The sequence below is a fragment of the Streptomyces aurantiogriseus genome (assembly GCF_014649375.1).
Lineage (GTDB): Bacteria > Actinomycetota > Actinomycetes > Streptomycetales > Streptomycetaceae > Streptomyces > Streptomyces aurantiogriseus.
Map to the genome: position 1 here is coordinate 53833 of NZ_BMSX01000019.1, position 16463 is coordinate 70295.

Annotated in this window: 12 protein-coding genes and 1 pseudogene; 8 read left to right on the forward strand and 5 right to left on the reverse strand. The window is 73.2% G+C overall.

The features are described from left to right. Positions 1 to 163: 163 nt before the first annotated feature. The 3 genes from IE263_RS33525 to IE263_RS33535 all read right to left on the reverse strand — a co-directional run bounded on the left by IE263_RS33525 (position 164) and on the right by IE263_RS33535 (position 3939). Complete coding sequence (locus IE263_RS33525; protein ID WP_189941669.1) at positions 164 to 1369, reverse strand: ABC transporter permease; 1206 nt, start codon at positions 1367 to 1369, stop codon at positions 164 to 166. Beyond that, the gene (locus IE263_RS33530; protein ID WP_189941670.1) at positions 1369 to 2940 is read right to left on the reverse strand and encodes a sugar ABC transporter ATP-binding protein; all 1572 of its coding nucleotides are present in this window, start codon (positions 2938 to 2940) and stop codon (positions 1369 to 1371) included. The genes IE263_RS33525 and IE263_RS33530 overlap by 1 nt, the downstream gene beginning before the upstream one ends. A gap of 204 nt (positions 2941 to 3144) precedes the next feature. Beyond that, positions 3145 to 3939 (reverse strand): IclR family transcriptional regulator, encoded by a 795-nt coding sequence (locus IE263_RS33535; RefSeq protein WP_229911308.1) that lies wholly within the window; start codon positions 3937 to 3939, stop codon positions 3145 to 3147. A 182-nt stretch (positions 3940 to 4121) separates the two neighbouring features. On the opposite strand from IE263_RS33535, the gene IE263_RS33540 reads away from it, so the two are divergent. From IE263_RS33540 to IE263_RS33560, 5 genes are all read left to right on the forward strand, one after another. After that, positions 4122 to 5087 (forward strand): cyclase family protein, encoded by a 966-nt coding sequence (locus IE263_RS33540; protein ID WP_189941672.1) that lies wholly within the window; start codon positions 4122 to 4124, stop codon positions 5085 to 5087. Further along, positions 5087 to 6175, forward strand: coding sequence for an NAD(P)-dependent oxidoreductase (locus IE263_RS33545; protein ID WP_189941674.1), 1089 nt, complete (start codon positions 5087 to 5089; stop codon positions 6173 to 6175). The genes IE263_RS33540 and IE263_RS33545 overlap by 1 nt, the downstream gene beginning before the upstream one ends. Next, positions 6172 to 7116: an NAD(P)-dependent oxidoreductase gene (locus IE263_RS33550; RefSeq protein WP_189941676.1), complete on the forward strand. Its 945-nt coding sequence runs from the start codon at positions 6172 to 6174 to the stop codon at positions 7114 to 7116. Before IE263_RS33545 ends, IE263_RS33550 begins: the two co-directional genes overlap by 4 nt. A 4-nt stretch (positions 7117 to 7120) precedes the next feature. Beyond that, positions 7121 to 8020: a phosphogluconate dehydrogenase (NAD(+)-dependent, decarboxylating) gene (gene gnd, locus IE263_RS33555; RefSeq protein WP_189941678.1), complete on the forward strand. Its 900-nt coding sequence runs from the start codon at positions 7121 to 7123 to the stop codon at positions 8018 to 8020. Positions 8021 to 8352: 332 nt separating this feature from the next. Beyond that, entirely contained in the window at positions 8353 to 9813 is a 1461-nt protein-coding gene (locus tag IE263_RS33560; RefSeq protein ID WP_229911309.1) for an MFS transporter, read from the forward strand. Positions 9814 to 10346: 533 nt separating this feature from the next. Here IE263_RS33560 and IE263_RS33565 read toward each other — a convergent pair. Then, on the reverse strand, positions 10347 to 11828 hold the full coding sequence (locus tag IE263_RS33565; protein ID WP_189941680.1) for a gluconokinase: 1482 nt from the start codon (positions 11826 to 11828) through the stop codon (positions 10347 to 10349). A gap of 263 nt (positions 11829 to 12091) precedes the next feature. Beyond that, on the reverse strand, positions 12092 to 13435 hold the full coding sequence (locus IE263_RS33570; protein ID WP_189941681.1) for an MFS transporter: 1344 nt from the start codon (positions 13433 to 13435) through the stop codon (positions 12092 to 12094). A 179-nt stretch (positions 13436 to 13614) separates the two neighbouring features. Here IE263_RS33570 and IE263_RS33575 point away from each other — a divergent pair, with 179 nt between their 5' ends. From IE263_RS33575 to IE263_RS33585, 3 genes and pseudogenes are all read left to right on the forward strand, one after another. Then, the gene (locus IE263_RS33575; protein ID WP_229911310.1) at positions 13615 to 14499 is read left to right on the forward strand and encodes an NAD(P)-dependent oxidoreductase; all 885 of its coding nucleotides are present in this window, start codon (positions 13615 to 13617) and stop codon (positions 14497 to 14499) included. Beyond that, a complete protein-coding gene (locus IE263_RS33580; RefSeq protein ID WP_189941683.1) occupies positions 14496 to 15269 on the forward strand; it encodes an SDR family oxidoreductase in 774 nt (257 codons plus the stop codon). The genes IE263_RS33575 and IE263_RS33580 overlap by 4 nt, the downstream gene beginning before the upstream one ends. A gap of 79 nt (positions 15270 to 15348) precedes the next feature. After that, positions 15349 to 16389: pseudogene (locus tag IE263_RS33585) on the forward strand (L-idonate 5-dehydrogenase); the annotation flags it as partial. Positions 16390 to 16463: the final 74 nt, after the last annotated feature.

Here is a 16463-nt window from a genome sequence, read left to right on the forward strand (position 1 = left end):
GGTGCCTTGCGGGTGAGGTGGTACGACACGAGCGGGCTCCTTGCTGGCGTACGGGAAGTCGGCGAGGGGTGGCGGATGCGCGGCCGGAGGGGCGTGGGTGTCGGGACCGGCGGCGGGGCGGGGGTTCGTCGCCGGGTGAACGGGGGCCGGTGGTCGGCGGCTCTCAGACCTGGTCCGCTGTCGCGGACGGCGGCCGGGGTTCGGAATCACCGTCGGAGGCGGAAGCGGAGGCGGGGGCCGGGGTGGGAGACGCCGGCGACCTGCGGGTGGCGGTGGCCCCGGCGCGCAGCCTGCGGCGGGCGGAGTAGCCGGCCAGGCCGACCGCGAGGAGGAGGGTGCCGCCGTTGAACAGGGACATGGCCCAGAACTCGGCCCCGAGCTGCTGGATGCCGGCGAGGCCGATGGCGAGGACGGCGACGGCGACGACCGTGCCGGCGGCGTTGGCACGGCCCGGCTTGATCGCGGTGGAGCCGAGCAGCGCGCCGACGAAGGCGGGCAGCAGGTAGTCCATGCCGACGCTGGGGTTGCCGATCTGCTGCTGGGCGGCGAGCAGGACCCCGGCGCAGCCGACCACGATCCCGGAGCCGGCGAAGGCGTAGATGCCGTAGCGGCGGGTGGGGATGCCGACCAGGTCGGCGGCTCGGGCGTTGGAGCCGATGACGTACAGGTAGCGGCCGAGCGGCAGCCGTTCCAGCAGCAGCCACAGCACGACGGCGAGGCCAAGGACGTAGAAGGCGGGTACGGGCAGGCCGAGGAACTTCGAGTCGTACAGGTCCGTGAAGGCCGGGGGCAGTCCCTGCGGGCCGGGGACGATGCGGGCGCCGTCGGTGATCCAGCCGGTGAAGGCGTACAGCACGCTGCCGGTGCCGAGGGTGGCGATGAAGGAGTCGATCTTGGCGAACTCGACCAGCAGGCCGTTGAAGACGCCGATGAGGCCGCCGCCGGCGATGACGACGAGGCAGGCCGCCGGCCAGGGCCAGCCGTTGTTCACGATGAGTTGCATCGCCAGCACGTGGGCGAAGCCGAGGCCGTAGCCGACGGACAGGTCGAACTTGCCGGTGACGATGGGGATCATCGCGCCGAGCGCGAGCATCGCCGGGATCGACTGGTTGGAGAGGATCGAGGAGGCGTTGTCCAGGGTGGGGAAGGTGTCCGGCAGGGCGAGGGAGAAGACCAGGAACAGCAGGACGGCGAGCGTGAGCAGGCCGTAGGTGCCGATCAGGTGGCCACGCAGCCGGCTGCCGGTGCCCGTGCCGCGGGAGGGGCCTTCGGGGGTGGTGCCGGTCGGGCGGGGCGTCGTGGTCGTGCTTGTGCCGCCGCCGGTCGCGGACCGCTGTGCGCGGCGGGAGGATTCGGTCTCGGTGGCCATCAGTGGGTGCCCGTTCCGGTCAGCGCCGGCATGGCCGACGCGGCATGGGTGAGTTCGGTGACGGTGAGGGCTTCGCCGGACAGTTCCGCCGTCACGCCGCCCCGGACGAAGACCAGGGCGCGGTGGCAGACGTCGGCGACCTCTTCGAAGTCGGTGGAGATGAGCAGGACGGCGAGTCCTGCGGCGAGGGCGTCGTCGAGGAGCCGGTAGATCTCGGCCTTGGCGCCGACGTCGACTCCGGCGGTCGGTTCCTCGAGGATCACCACGCGGCGGCTCAGGCGGAGCCAGCGGCCGATCATGACCTTCTGCTGGTTGCCGCCGGACAGGGTGGCGATCGGTGCCTCGGGGTCGGCGGGGCGTACTCCGAAGCGCTCGACGAGTGACGTCGCCTGGGCGCGTTCGCGCGCCGGGCTGATCCAGCGCCATGGGGAGCGGGCGTCGGCGCGGGGGTTGGCCAGCAAGTTCTCGCGCACGGTGAGGTCGGGGGCGCAGCCCTCCTCCTGGCGGTTGCTGGTGACGAAACCGACGCCCGCGTCGACCGCGGCGGCCACCGAGGCGGGGCGGTACGGGCCGCCGTCGAGCAGCACCTCGCCGCCGGTGAGGGGCCGGGCCCCGGCGAGGGCACGGCCGAGGTCCATGTGGCCGGCTCCGGTGAGGCCGACCATGCCGAGGACCTCCCCGGCGCGCAGTTCCAGGTCGACGGGGCCGGCGCCCTCGGTGGTGACGCCGGTCAGGCGCAGCACGGTGGGGGCGGGGGCGCCCGTGGCCCGGGGCGCGGGCGGCCGGTGGCTCTCCGGCTCGTGGCCGACGATGTCGTGCACGATCCGGTCGGGGCCGTGGTCGGCGAGGAGGCCCTGGCTGATGAGGTGGCCGTCGCGCAGGACGGCGAAGCGGTCGGCGACCTGGTAGACCTCGTCGAGGCGGTGGCTGACGTAGACGATGGCGTGGCCGCGGTCGCGCAGGGTGTGCAGGACGTCGAAGAGCCGGGCGCAGTCCGCGGCGGGCAGGCTGGCGGTCGGTTCGTCGAGGACGATGAGGCGGGCGCGGGTGGACAGCGCGCGGGCGATGGCGACGAGGGAGCGTTCGGCGCGGGTGAGGTCGGCCACGGCCGCGTCGGGGTCGAGGTGACCGGCGACGATGTCCAGGGCCTCGGTGCAGCGTCGGCGTACCTGCCGCCAGGAGACGAGGCCGCCACGGCGGGGGTAGCCGGTGCCCAGGGCGATGTTCTCGGCCACCGTCATCCACTCGACCAGGCCCAGGTCCTGGTGGATGAAGGACATCCCGGCGGAGGCGCCGTCGCTGCCGAGGGGGTGGCCGGCCACGGTGACCTGGCCTTCGTCGGCGCGGTGGACACCCGCGAGGATCTTGATGAGGGTGGACTTGCCGGCGCCGTTGTGTCCCAGCAGGGCGAGGACGCTGCCGCCGTGGATGTCGAGGTCGACGTCGGCGAGGGCGAGGGTGCCGCCGAATCGCTTGCGCAGTTCGCGGATCGTCACCAGCGGGCGGGAGGAGGCTGCCTGGCCGTCAGGCGGCGGTGGGCTGGGAGTTGTGTCGTCGGGAGCGTCGTTCACGGACTTCTCCGGGGATCTGCAGGCCGGGGACCACTCCCCCGGCTCGACCAGAATCCTGAACTCATCCCAGGATTCTGGTCAATACTCCCGTCGACATTTATTGCCCCAAAGTTACGGCGGCCGTACGGAAGGACTCCGTACGGCCGCCGTCGACCGCGATCACCAGGCGGGGTGCCCGTCCCTGCGGACCAGCCCCGCCCGGACTCATCCGCCGCCCCTGGACACCCCCTGCGGGAGCATGGGGTTCTCCAGCCCGGCCGCGATGGCGCGCAGGTCCTTCAGCAGCGCCTCGCGGAACTCGTCGTCGAGCCGCGCCTTGAGCACGGTGACGCTGATCGCGAAGGGCGACGAGTCGGTACGGAACCCCCTGACCGGTACGGCCAGGCACACGATGCCCGCCCCGGCCTCCTCGTCGTCGACCGCGTAGCCCCGCTCCCGGGTCGCCGCCAGGTCCCCCAGCAGTGCGGGCACGGAGGTGATGGACCGCTCACTGAGCGCGGGCAGGCTGCGGCCGCGCAGCCGGTCCTCGGCCACCGCAGGGTCCAGCGTCGACAGGATGGCCTTCCCGGTCGCCGTGCAGTTGGCGGGGAAGCGGTCGCCGATGTTGGCGGTGAGCCGCAGCGGCTGGGTGCCGTCGTACCGGGCCAGGTAGAGCACGTCCAGGCCGTCGAGGACGGCGACCCGGGCGGTCTCCCGGGAGATGTGCGCGCTGCGCCGGCACAGCTCGTAGAAGTCGCGCAACTGGTCCACCGTGGACAGGTAACGACCACCCAGCTCGACCAGCTTGCGCCCCAGACCGAAGCCCGTTCCGTTGCGGGTGATCATGCCCGCCGCCTCCAGGGAGGCACAGAGGTTCCCCGTCGAGGACTTCGGCAGGCCCAGGGCCCGCGCGATCTCACTCACCGACAGCGGGCGGCCCTCCGCCTCACCGAGCGTGTCCAGGATCGCCACGGCCCGCGTCACCGCCGGGACGAGACTTCCCGGGTCACTTGCGCTCACCGTCAACTCCACCCATCATTCTGTTCATCGTTCAGCATGTTGTTATTGTCCCTCGTGACTCCCCGAACGACAATGCCGTCGGCGCACGCTTTGCCGTCGAGTCTCCCCCGAGATCCCCGACCGTAGCGCGCCTTCCGGGCCGGCCGACGACTCCCTCCGAGCCTTGGAGCGCTGAGCAGCACATGACCAGCACCCCGTCCGATTCCCCGCCTCCCCCTTCCGGTCCCGAGAACGGACCTCATCTGTCACGCGAGGAGTTCGACTCCCTCTTCGACACCGTACGGACCTGGGGCCGTTGGACGCCCGCCGACCGCGGGGCGTGGAACCGGGTCACCCCGGCACACGTCCAGCGTGCCACCGCCCTGGTCCGCAGCGGCACCACCGTCCCGATGGCCCTGCCCTGGAACACGGTGCCCGGGCCGGACAACGGCAAGCCCGCCCTGCACTACATGTCCGACCTCGGTGACGTGGAGGCCCCCGAGCCCTCCTGCCACAAGGACTTCATCGCCGTCGACTACCACGGCAAGGGCGTCAGTCACCTCGACGCGCTCTCCCACATCGCCTACCGCGGGCAGCTCTACGACGGCCGCACCGCCCGCGAGGTCGTCGACGCGGCCGGCGCCCACTTCGGCGCCGTCTCCGCCCTGGGCCCCCTCGTCACCAAGGGCGTCCTGATCGACCTGCCCGCCGTCCTCGGCACCGACTGGCTGGAGCCCGGCACCGCCGTGCACGCCGAGGACGTCCTCACCGCCGAGAAGGCGCTCGGCGTGACCATCGGCGAGGGTGACGCGGTCCTGCTGCGCTCCGGCCACTTCAGACGCCGCGCCGAACTCGGCGCCTGGAACCCCGACAACGCCAGCGCAGGCTTCCACGTGGACGCCGTGCCCCTGCTGGCCGAGCGCGGGATCGCCCTGCTCGGCGGCGACGGAGACAGCGACGTACGGCCCTCCCCGGTCGAGGGGCTGCACTCCCCCGTGCACGCTCTCGCCATCACCGCGATGGGCGTACCGCTGCTGGACAACCTCGACCTGGAGGCGCTGTCCACGGCCTGCGCGGCGGAGGGCCGCTACGAGTTCCTGCTCGTCGTGGCGCCGCTGAACGTCCCCGGCGGCACGGGCTCGCCCGTCAACCCGGTAGCGGTGCTGTGATGGCGGGCCCCCCGCCGGCCCCTGGCCGGTTCACCGTCGGTGTCAGCCGTGACTTCCTCGACGCGGAGGGCCACAACGTATGGGGTGACATCCGGCTGGGCGAGCTGGACGCCGCCGGAGTCGACTGGCAGTACCTGCCGCGTGACTGCGGTGAGCTCCTTGCCGAGGACATCGACGGCCTGGACGCGGTCCTGTTCGCCGCCCCCACCGTCACCGCCCGCACCTTCGAGGGCGTCAGCAGACCCCCGCTCCTGCTCGCCCGCTTCGGAGTCGGCTACGACACCGTCGACCTCGACGCCTGCACGCGGCACGGCGTCCTGGTGACCATCACCCCGGACGGCGCACGGCGCCCTGTCGCCACCGCCGCCCTCACCCTGCTGCTGGCCGTCCTGCACAACGTCACCGCCAAGGACCGCCTGGTGCGTGAGGGACGCTGGTCCGAGAAGGAGCGGTGGATGGGACTCGGGCTCACCGGCCGCCGTGTCGGCCTGCTCGGCCTGGGCAACACCGCACGCGATCTGGTGGGGCTGCTGCGGCCGTTCGAAGTCGAGGTCCTCGCCTACGACCCGTACTGCCCGCCGCAGACCGCTCGGGAATTCGGCGTACGTCTCGCCGACACCGACGCCGTGATGGCCGAGGCCGACGCCGTCATCGTGATGTGCACGCTGACGGAGGAGACCCGCCATCTCGTCGACGCCCGGCGGCTGTCCCTGATGAAGCCCTCGGCCGTGCTGCTCAACGTCGCCCGCGGCCCGATCGTCGACGAGACGGCGCTGATCGACGCGCTGCGCGCCGGACGCATCCGCGGCGCCGGACTGGACGTGTTCGAGGCCGAGCCGCCCGGCCTCGACAACCCGTTGCTGAGCATGGACAACGTCGTCCTCAGTCCGCACAGCCTGGCCTGGACCGACGAGATGTCCGCCGGAAACGGGGGCAGCGCGGTGCGGGCAGTCCTGGACGTGGCGACGGGCCGGCTGCCGCGCTTCGTCGTCAACCGGGACGTGCTCGGCCATCCGGGCCTCGCCGAGCGGCTGGGCGAGCCGGCCGCAGCCGAAGGGCAGTACGGACGTGCGCAGGTCCGCACGTGACCGCCCCGCCCACCCCGCCCGGCACGGTCGGCTTCATCGGGCTCGGCGCGATGGGACTGCCGATGGCGGCCAATCTCGCCGGGGCAGGCTTCGACGTCCTGGCCTGGAACCGCCGCCGCCCGCCCCTCGATGCCGCCGTCGCCGCCGGCTGCCGTGCCGCCGAGCGTCCCGCACAGGTGGCGGCAGGCGCCCGAATCGTCCTGACCATGCTCCCCGACCTGCCCCAGGTCCGGGACGTCCTGGACGGCCCGGACGGACTGCTGACAGGAGACGCTCCACCTCCGGTGGACACCCTGGTCGTGATGGGCACCGTCTCCCCCGTCGCCGTCCGGGCCCTGGCCGAGGAGCTGCGCCCCCGCGGCATCACGGTCGTCGACGCCCCGGTCAGCGGCGGGGTGACCGGCGCCCGCGACGCCTCCCTGTCGATCATGGCGGGCGGGCCGGAGGAGACGGTCGCACGCATCCACCCGTACCTGGCCGCGATGGGCTCGACCGTACGCCGCATGGGCGACACCGGAGCCGGCTCGCTCGCCAAGGCATGCAACCAGCTCGTGGTCGCCGGCACCCTGGTCGCCCTCGCCGAGGCCGTCGTGCTCGGCGAGCGCGGCGGACTCGAACCGGCAGCCCTGCTGGAGGTGCTGGCAGGCGGTCTCGCCTCCTCCGAGGTGCTCGCGCAGAAGCGCCACCACCTCGCCGACGGCGACTTCACGCCCTCCGGGCCCGCGCGCTACCTCCACAAGGACCTGGGCTTCGTCCTGCACAGCGCCGCCGACACACGCATCACGCTGCCGCTGTCCGCCACCGTCGCCCGGCTCTACGCCGCGATCGACGCCCGGGGGCTCGGCGACCTGGACAACAGCGTCGTCCTCCAACTCCTCCGCGACGGCCACGGACTCGACGGCCACCGCCATCACCCGCACCCCACCACCACGAAGGACTGAAGCAATGCAGGTAGGAATCGTCGGTCTCGGACGCATGGGCGGCAACATGGCGGCCCGCTGGCGCGACCACGGCCACGAGGTGGTCGGCCACAGCCGCACCTCCCCCGACCGTGACGCCGGCTCCCTGGAGGAACTGGTCGGCAAGCTCGCCGCCCCGCGCGTGGTGTGGCTGATGGTGCCGGCGGGGGACCCCACCCGGGAGGCGCTGCGGAAGCTGGCCGGACTTCTCTCCCCCGGCGATGTGATCGTCGAGGGCGGCAACTCACGCTTCAGCGACGACACCGAGCACGCCCGCATGCTCGCCGAGCGCGGCATCGGATACGTCGACTGCGGTGTCAGCGGCGGCATCTGGGGCCGGGAGAACGGCTACGCCGTGATGTGCGGCGGCACGGACGAACACGTCCGGCGTGTGTGGCCGCTGCTGGAGTCGCTCGCCCCGGAGCAGGACGGGATCTGCCACGCCGGCCCGGTGGGCGCCGGCCACTACGCCAAGATGGTCCACAACGGCATCGAGTACGGCATGATGCAGGCCCTCGCCGAGGGCTACGAGCTGCTGGAGGCCAGCGAGTACGTTCCCGACGTACCGAAGGTGCTCGCCTCCTGGCGGCACGGCACAGTCGTACGGTCCTGGCTGCTCGACCTCCTGGTACGCGCACTGGAGCAGGACTCCGGGCTGGCCGGTCTGTCCGGCCGGGTCGACGATTCCGGCGAAGGGCGCTGGACCGTCGAGGAGGCCGTACGCCTGGCTGTCTCCGCCCCCGCCATGACCGCCGCGCTCTTCGCCCGCTTCGCCTCCCGCAAGCCGGACGCCGCCCAGCTGAAGGCACTCGCCGCGATGCGCCGGCAGTTCGGCGGGCACGCCGTGCACGCCGCCGCACCGGCTGCGTCCGGCGGCAACGGCTGAGCACGGCCCGGCCGGGGTGGCCGGACCACGACGCGGGTCAGGCCGCCCCGGCCGGATGCCCCTCAGGGCAATGCGGCTGGTGTCCCCGCCCGGAGCCCGGGCGTGCGCCCGGGCTCCGGGCGGGGACCGCGTCGGGACACGGCCCCGCGGCCCGGCCACCATCACGTCCACGGGCGGGACGACACCGCGGCCGGTCGGAGTACTTCCCGCGCTCCGGAGGCCGAACTGCGGGCGCGGCTGCCCCGCCGCGCTGCTCGATGCACGGCGAGGGACATGACTGACGAGACGCACGACACCCCGGCGGACAGCGAAACGTACGCGGAGGCACACGGGTGAACGGGCGCGGTGGCCGGGGCGCGGCGCTGTTGGTGGCCGGGGCCTTCTTCATGGAGAACCTGGACGCCACGATCATCTCGACGGCCGCCCCCGAGATGGCCGCGTCCTTCGGGGCGCGGCCGGAGGCCGTCGGCGTCACCGTGACGGCGTACGTGGTGGCGCTGGCCGTGTTCATCCCCTTGAGCGGCTGGGCCGCCGGCCGCTGGGGCACCCGCCGGGTCTTCGCCGCGGCCATCGCGGTGTTCACCGTCGCCTCGGCGCTGTGCGCGGCGGCCGACGGCCTGACCGAGCTGGTGCTGACGCGAGTGCTGCAGGGCATCGGCGGAGCCATGATGGTGCCCGTCGGGCGGCTGGCCGTCCTGCGCACCACCCGCAGACGGGACCTGTTGCGGGCGATCGCCTGGCTCACCTGGCCGGGGCTGCTGGCGCCGGTGCTCGCGCCCGCGCTCGGTGGCCTCTTCACCACGTACGCCTCGTGGCGCTGGATCTTCCTGGTGAACGTGCCGCTGGGCGTGGTGGCGCTGCCCGCCGCCCTGTGGCTGATCCCGGATCTGCGGCGGGAGGACGGGGAGGAGCGGCGGGGGCTCGACCGGGTGGGGTTCGTCCTCGTGGGGTCGGGACTGGCCGCGCTGGTCCTCGGCCTGGAGCTGCTGGGCGGTTCGCCGGCCCGCTGGTGCACGGCGGCGCTGTGGCTCGGCGCCGGGCTGCTGACGTGTGGCCTGGCGGTCCGTCACCTGCGGCTCTCGCCCCGGCCGCTGCTGGACCTGGCCACGTTCCGGGTGACCACCTTCCGGGTGTCGAACGCGGGTGGCGCCTTGTTCCGTGCCGCGGTCAGCGTCCCTCCCTTCCTGCTGCCGCTGATGTTCCAGCAGGCTCTCGGCTGGAGCGCGGCGCGGGCCGGGCTCGTGCTGACCGCGGTGTTCGCGGGCAACATCGCCGTCAAGCCGTTCACGACACCGCTGTTGCGCCGCTTCGGCTTCCGCACGGTGCTGGTGGTCAACGGCGCGGCGACGGCCGTGACGTTCGCGCTGTGCGGGATGCTCGGCCCGCGCTCGCCCCTGCCCGTGGTGGTGGCCGTCCTGTTCGTCAGCGGCGTGTGCCGGTCCGTCTCGCTCAGCGCGTACGCCACGATCGGCTTCGCGGACATCGAGCCGGAGCGGACCGCGGACGCCAACTCTTTGTCGAGCGCCGTGCAGCAGCTGGCCACCGGGCTGGGCGTCGCCCTGGCCACGCTGAGCCTGGGCGCGGCAGGGCCCCTCGCCTCGCTGCTCGGCCTGGACGGTCCGACGGCGGCCTACGCGGTGGCGTTCGGGCTTCTCACCGTGCTGCCGCTGATGTGCGTGGCGGAGGCGTCGCGGCTGCGCCGGGACGCGGGGGCGATGGTGACCGGGGCGGTCCCCGCCCGGGCGGGGCGCCCTCCTGCTCCGTCGTCCGGGTCCGCCCGGCCGGCCCGCTGACCCGGCAGGCGTCCAGAGCCGCGCCGAATGCCGGGCCGGCGAGCGCAGGTCCGCCCCGGACCGAAGGAACCGTTCCTTCCACGCCGAACCTGCGCAGACTGCGGCGGCACATGACCATCGCACCGACCCCGCACGAACCAGGGGCAGCAGGTTCCCCGATCCGACCGGTCGGCCCCGTGAATCCGCGAACGTCCAAGGCCGCCGCGGCCGGGCCGGCGAACGCGGGTCCGCCCCGAACCGGAGGAACCGGTCGTTCCGCGGCGAGCCTGCGTGGACCGCAGCGGCAGGTGACCGGTGCGCCCCCGCCCACCGGTGAAGGGGGCAGGTGCCCCGGTCCGTCCGCGGGCGTCCAGGGCCGCGGCGGCAGGACCGGTGATCGGCATCCGTTCCGGGCAGCAAGCCGCGCTCGACCCGCTGCGACGACGACCGGCTGCTGTGGACCGCGGCTAGACGCGCCGGCGCGCGGCCTGGACCGCTGCCCGAACCGGTGGAGCAGACGGCGTACAGGAGTGGCGACCCCAGAGGCACGGGCGCTACGCGGAGAACTCCCGCAGCACCGCGTACAGCCGCTCGAGCCGCGGCCGGACCTCCGCCAGCCGCCGGACGGCCACCGGGTCCGGCAGGACGGTGCGGTGGGGCCGGGACCAGACGTCGGCGGGCAGGGCGGCCAGGTCGGGGACGGCGCCGAGCGCGCGCCAGCCGAGGAGTGCGGCGCCGAATCCGGAGCCGGCCGTGTCGTCCGTGATCTCCAGCGGTGTGTCGAGTGCCGCGGCGGCGATCTCGGCCCACAGCGACGAGCGCAGCGCCCCGCCCGTGGCCCGCACCGAGGCGACCGGCGCCCCGGCCGCGACCACCGAGTCCCGGACCAGTGCCAGTTGCTGCCCGACGCCCTCGATCAGGGCCCGGGTCATGTGGGCTCTGCCGTGCCCGCGCCGCAGCCCGATCAGAGCGCCCCGGGCGTCGGGGTCCCACCAGGGGGCGCGCTCGCCGAGGAGGTGGGGCAGCGCGGTCAGTCCCTCGGAGCCGGGTTCGACCTCGGCCGCCTCCTTCAGCAGGTCGGCCACGTCGACGCCGCCGAAGGACTCGGCGGCCCACTGGGCGACGACGCCGGCGTTGCTGACCGCTCCGCCGAGCACCCACAGCCCGTCGGCGATGTGGTAGCAGAAGACCCGGCACGCGTCGTCCACGCCCGGCCGGTCGCGTACGACGCGGAGTGCTCCGCTGGTGCCCAGCGACAGCGCGGCCGTACCGGGGGCGGTGGCTCCGACCGCGAGGTTGGCGAGCGGTCCGTCTCCGGCGCCCGCGGCAACGGGCAGCCCGGCGGGCAGACCGAGTGCGGCGGCCGGCTCGGGCAGCAGCGGGAACACCGCCGTCGGCGGGACGAGTTGCGGCAGACGATCCCCGCAGACTCCGGCGGCGTCCAGGGCGGGCCCGTGCCAGTCGGTGGTGTGGAGGTCCATCAGCCCGGTGGCGGACGCGCAGGAGAGGTCGGTGACCCGTCGGCCGGTGAACCGGGACAGGACGTAGTCCTTCGTCCCGCACCATGTGGCCGTACGCCGGACGAGGTCCGGTTCACGGGCGGCGAACCAGGCGAGCTTGGTCAGCGGCGCCATGGGGTGCACGGGCGTGCCGGTCGCCCGGTGGAGGGCGTGCCCGCCCTCGGCCCGCAGCCGTCGGGCGATGTCGGCCGAGCGGGTGTCGGCCCAGCTCAGAGCGGGTGTCAGTGGTTCGCCGGAGGCGTCGAGGGCGAGCAGGGTGTGCAGGGCCGCGCTGAAGGACAGGCCTCGGACGGCCAGCCCCAGGTGTGCGCACGCGTCGGCGCTTTCTCGTACCGCGTCGACAGCCCCGGCCAGCACGGTCGCGGGATCGTGGACGGCTTCGCCGTCCCGTCCGGTGCGCAGGGGAGCGGGGCGTTCGACGGTCGACACCGGGCGGTACGCGGCGTCCACCGCGACCACCTTGGTGGCGGTGGTGCCGAGGTCGATGCCGAGCACCACCTCGCCGATGGCGTTCATCACGGTCTCCGTTTCGGCTTGACTCCGGGCACACGCCTCGGCGGGGTGGCACGGCAGGGGGTTCGCTCGGGTGCCCGCCCGGCGCCCGGCAGCGGGGACATGGGACATGGGGCGGGCGGCTGAGGGCCGGAGGGCCGGGGCCTGGCGGTTCGGCAGCGTCCCGAAGGGCGCAGGCCGTGTCGGTATGCGGCTCCGCCGCGTGGGCGCGACCAGCCAGGCCCGCAGACGATCGACGGCCTGTCGCGGCGCTTCCCGCGGAGCGCTCAGCGGGCGTCAGCGGGGTCGGTCAGGTCCCGGCCGCGCGTCTCCGGTGTGGCGAAGGTAGTGAGGAAGGTGATGAGGGACAGCACGATCACATAGCCGGCGAGGGGCCACCACGAGTCGTCGAAGGCGAGCAGCAGCGTCGCGCCCAGCAGCGGGGCGACACCGCCCGCGACGATCGCGCTGAACTCCCGGCCGATGGCCACGCCCGTGTACCGGTGCCGCGCGCCGAACAGCTCTGCGAGCAGCGCGCACTGGGAGCCCAGCATGCCGTTCACGCCGATGCCGATACCGATGGTGATCACGGCGCAGATCAGCACCGTGTTGCCGGTGCTCATCAGCGCGAAGGCGGGGATGGCGAACAGGGCCTGGAAGAGCGCGGCCCAGCGGTACAGCGGGACGCGGCCGATCCGGTCGGACAGCATGCCGAACAGCGGGATGGTGAGGACGCCGGCGAGCGAGGCGCAGGCGACCGCGAGGGGCCCGACCGACGAGGAGACGCCGACCACGGCGGTGACGTAGCTGATGCTGAACGTGGAGTACAGGTAGGAAGTGCCGTTCTCGGCCATCCGCAGGCCGAAGGTGACGAACAGGTTGCGGCGGCTGTTGACCATGAGGTCACGCAGCGGGCGCTTGCTGACCTCTCCGGCTTCTTCCAGCTGTGTGAAGGCGGGACTCTCCTCCAGCCGCAGCCGGATGTACACCGCGACCAGGATCAGCACCGCGCTCAGCAGGAACGGCACCCGCCACACCCAGCCGAACAGGACGTCCTCGTCCAGCTGCGCCAGAGGGACGAACAGGGCCGTGGCGAGCAGCATGCCGACCTGGATGCCGACGAACGGGAGGGCGGCGTAGTAACCGCGCCTGCGGGGCGGGGCGTACTCGGCCATCAGGGTGGAGGCGCCCGCCTGTTCGGCTCCGGCGCCGAAGCCCTGCAACAACCGCAGCAGCATCAGCAGGACGGGGCTCCACACTCCTGCGGTGTGGTAGGTGGGCAGCACCCCGATGGCGAAGGACGACCCGCCCATCAGCGCGACGGTCACGAGCAGCACCGTCTTGCGTCCGTGCCGGTCGCCGAGCGAGCCGAAGAACAGACCGCCGAGGGGACGGGCGAAGAATCCGACGGCATAGGTGGCGAAGACGGCCACGAGCGCCACGGCGTCACCGAGTCCCGGGAAGAACAGGTGCTTGAACACCAGCGCCGAGGCGGTGCCGTAGATGGCGAAGTCGTAGTACTCGAGGGCGCTGCCCACCGAACTGGTCACGAGCGCGCGGCGCAGCCCCGGGTTCTTGTCGGTGCTGTCGACTTCGGCGGACCCGGAGGATTTTGTCACTGGCACCGTCATGGGATGCCGCCCTTCCGTCGTACGGACGTGTCATACGCCGTTCATCTGGGGACGACGGGGACCGTAACAGCATGTAGCACTGATGCCAATATGCTGAACAGAACTGACGCCCTCTCGACAACTAGGCCCATCCAGTTCAATATGCTGTTCTTAGTACAGCATATGGTTCAGGAGGTCAGGTGTCAGCACATACAGAGGTGGGCATCGCCGGGCTCGGAGTCATGGGCTCCGCCATCGCCCGCCGGCTGCTCGGACGGGAACGCGCGGTGCGCGTCTACGACATCCGGCCGGAGGCCGTCGCCGAACTCACCCGGGACGGGGCCTCCATGGCGGAATCTCCCGCCCTGCTCGCCGCGTCGCGCGTGGTGATCCTCTCCCTCAACACGGCCCGGATCGTGGAGCAGGTGGTCTTCGGTCCGGACGGGGTGCTGAGCGAGGCACCGGACGACGTGCTGGTCGTCGACATGTCGAGCATCGACCCCGGACGCACCCGCGAGTTCGCCGAACGCGCCGCGAAGCTGGGCGCCGGCTGGGTCGACGCCCCGCTGTCAGGCGGCGCGCCGGGTGCCGAGCGCGGCGAGCTGACCCTGATGCTCGGCGGCGAGGAGGAGCACGTCGAACGCGCGCTGCCCGTTCTCGGCGCCCTGGCCTCCCGGCTGACGCATCTCGGCCCGGCCGGCTCCGGTCAGCTGGTGAAGTCCGTCAACCAGGTGCTGGTGGGCTGCGGGTTCGGCGCGCTCGCCGAGGCGGCCGCCCTGGTCCGGTCGGCCGGACTGCCACCCCGGCAGGTGCTCACCGCGCTCAGTGGCGGCAGGGCCGACTCGGCACTGCTGCAGGAGTTCTTCGTCAAGTTCGCCGAGGCCGACCTCTCCCCCACCGGGCGGGTCAGCAACATGGTCAAGGACCTGGACTCCGCCCGCGACTACGCGCGCTCGGCCGGCGTGCCACTGCCGGTCACCACCGCCGTCGCCGAACTGCACCGCTGGCTCACCACGGCCGGACACGGCGACGCCGACAACGCCGCACTGATGCACTACTACGCCCCCCTGGAGGTACGGCCGTGAAGGCTCCCGCCCTGTTCGACCTCGCGGGTCGCCGGGCCCTGGTGACCGGGTCCAGCAAAGGCATCGGGGCCGCCCTGGCCGCCGGACTGGCCGAGGCGGGCGCCGAACTCGTCCTCAACGGGCGCGACGCCCGGGCGCTGGAGCGCGCCCGGGAGGAACTGGCAGAGCGCACCGGGGCGAAGGTCCACGCGGTGGCCTTCGACGTCACCGACGAGAGCGCCGTACGACGTGCGGTCCGGGAGACAGAAGACGGCATCGGACCGCTGGACATCCTCGTCAACAACACCGGTGTGCAGCACCGCGAGCCGCTGCTGGAGGTGTCGGCGGAGACCTTCGAGCGGGTGCTGCACACCAACCTCACCAGCGCCTTCCTCGTCGGCCGCGCGGTCGCCGCCGGGATGGTCGAACGCGGCCACGGAAAGATCGTCAACATCTGCTCCGTACAGACCTGGCTGGCCCGGCCCGGCATCGCCGCCTACGCGGCCTCCAAGGGCGGCCTGGCGATGCTGACGCGCAGCATGTGCGCGGAGTGGGCCGGATCGGGGCTCACCGTCAACGCCCTCGCCCCCGGCTACGTGGTCACCGAGCTGACCCGCCCGCTGGTGGAGGACCCCGCCTTCGACTCGTGGATCCGGGGCCGTACCCCGGCCGGCCGCTGGGCCTCGGTCGAGGACCTCGTCGGCACGCTGGTGTGGCTCGCGGCGCCGGCGTCGGACTTCGTCAACGGCCAGGTGATCGCCGTCGACGGCGGACTGACCGCGGTCGTCTGAGGCGCCGTCACCCTTTGCACGCAACCAACCGAAGCAGCCGAAGCCGTTCGGCGGAGAGCGGAAGCAGGACAGGAGCGACATGAACTCAGCAACCATGCGGGCCGTGGTGGCACACGGCGCAGGCGACCTGCGCCTGGAAGAACGCCCGGTGCCGACGCCTGGTCCGGGCGAGGTCGCGGTCGACATCCGCTACGGCGGCATCTGCGGCTCCGACCTGCACTACTGGCGCCACGGGGCGGTCGGGGAGTTCCGGCTGCGCGAACCGCTCGTCCTGGGCCACGAGATCGTGGGCCGGGTGCGCGAGGCGGGTCCCGGCACCCAGGCACCCCCGCCGGGGACGCCGGTGGCGGTGCATCCGCTGGCGTCCTGCGGCCGGTGCCGGCAGTGCCGCGCCGGGCGGCGCAACACGTGCCTCGACACCGGCTACCTGGGCAGCGCCGCGCGCCATCCCCATGTACAGGGTGGCTTCGCCGACGTCCTCGTCGTTCCCGCCGAGCGGGTGCTCGCGCTGCCCGAGGGCCTCGACCTGCGGCTGGCCGCGGTGGCCGAGCCCGCCGCCGTCGCCTGGCACGCCGTACGGCAGGCCGGAGACGTACGCGACAGGCGGGTCCTTGTCACCGGCGCGGGACCCATCGGCTGCCTGGTGGTCGCGGCGCTACGGGCCGCCGGCGCCGCCGAGATCACCGTGACCGACGTGCACGAGGCCCCGCTGGCCGTCGCCAAACAGGTGGGTGCCACGTCGGCCGTCCGGGTCGACACCGGCGCCGCCGACGGGCTGGACGACCTCGCCGCGGACATCGCCGTCGAGTCCTCGGGCAACCCGGCGGGACTGCGCACCTGCGTGTACGGAGTCGACCGGGGCGGCCTCGTGGTCGGTCTCGGGCTGCTGCCTCCCGGGGACACTCCGGTGGCCGCCAACACCCTGATCACACGGGAACTGCGGCTCGTCGGCTCCTTCCGTTTCGACGTCGAGCTGAGCGAGGTTCTCCGGGCGCTGGCCGACGGCCGCCTCCCGGTCGAGCCGGTCATCACGTCCGTCCTGCCGGTGACGCAGCCGCAGGAGGCCTTCGAGCTCGCGGCCGACCCCGCTCGCTCGTGCAAGGTGCTCCTCGACTTCGGCGAACCCGGCGCGGCCTCATCCGGACGCCCGCCCGGGCCCCCAACGGCCCACACCCGGCACCTCGGGCCTGCGGG